Below are 544 nucleotides of genomic sequence, written 5' to 3'. Positions count from 1 at the left end.
TCTCCGGATCAAAGCTTACTTACAGCTCCCCGAAGCATATCGGTGTTAGTACCGTCCTTCATCGGCTCCTAGTGCCAAGGCATCCACCGTGCGCCCTTAACAACTTAACCTTCGGCGAAAGATGAGCTTCAGATTACTTCGTTGGCTTCGCGTTCTGCGGTGCTCATGGACAAAAACGTCCACTCCGCTCCTCAAACACTCGCCGCCTCGTACTCTTTGCTTCTCCTTCGCCTTAGGATATCAGTACATACTGAATATCCGTTCTATTATTAAGAGAATCACTAAACTAAGCGTTTAAACTCAGTGAATTACTTGAATTGTTTCGTTATCTAGTTTTCAAGGAACATTTGGTGGAGCCTAGCGGGATCGAACCGCTGACCTCCTGCGTGCAAAGCAGGCGCTCTCCCAGCTGAGCTAAGGCCCCGTAAATTGAATTGAGATGGTGGGCCTAAATGGACTCGAACCATCGACCTCACGCTTATCAGGCGTGCGCTCTAACCAGCTGAGCTATAGGCCCATCTCTATATGATAAGAGAACAAAGTT

Annotated in this window: 2 tRNA genes and 1 rRNA gene; all 3 read right to left on the bottom strand. The window is 48.3% G+C overall.

The annotated features are described in order from the left end of the window. A 23S ribosomal RNA gene (locus LC095_RS26675) occupies nt 1–110 on the bottom strand; the annotation flags it as partial. A gap of 238 nt (nt 111–348) precedes the next feature. After that, nucleotides 349–424, bottom strand: a tRNA-Ala gene (locus tag LC095_RS26670). A gap of 16 nt (nt 425–440) precedes the next feature. Further along, nucleotides 441–517, bottom strand: a tRNA-Ile gene (locus LC095_RS26665). Nucleotides 518–544 lie beyond the last annotated feature (27 nt).

The organism is Metabacillus niabensis, from assembly GCF_020524345.1.
Classification (GTDB): domain Bacteria; phylum Bacillota; class Bacilli; order Bacillales; family Bacillaceae; genus Metabacillus; species Metabacillus niabensis_B.
Note: the sequence above shows the minus strand (reverse complement) of the source record. Positions and strands in the feature narration are given on the sequence as shown.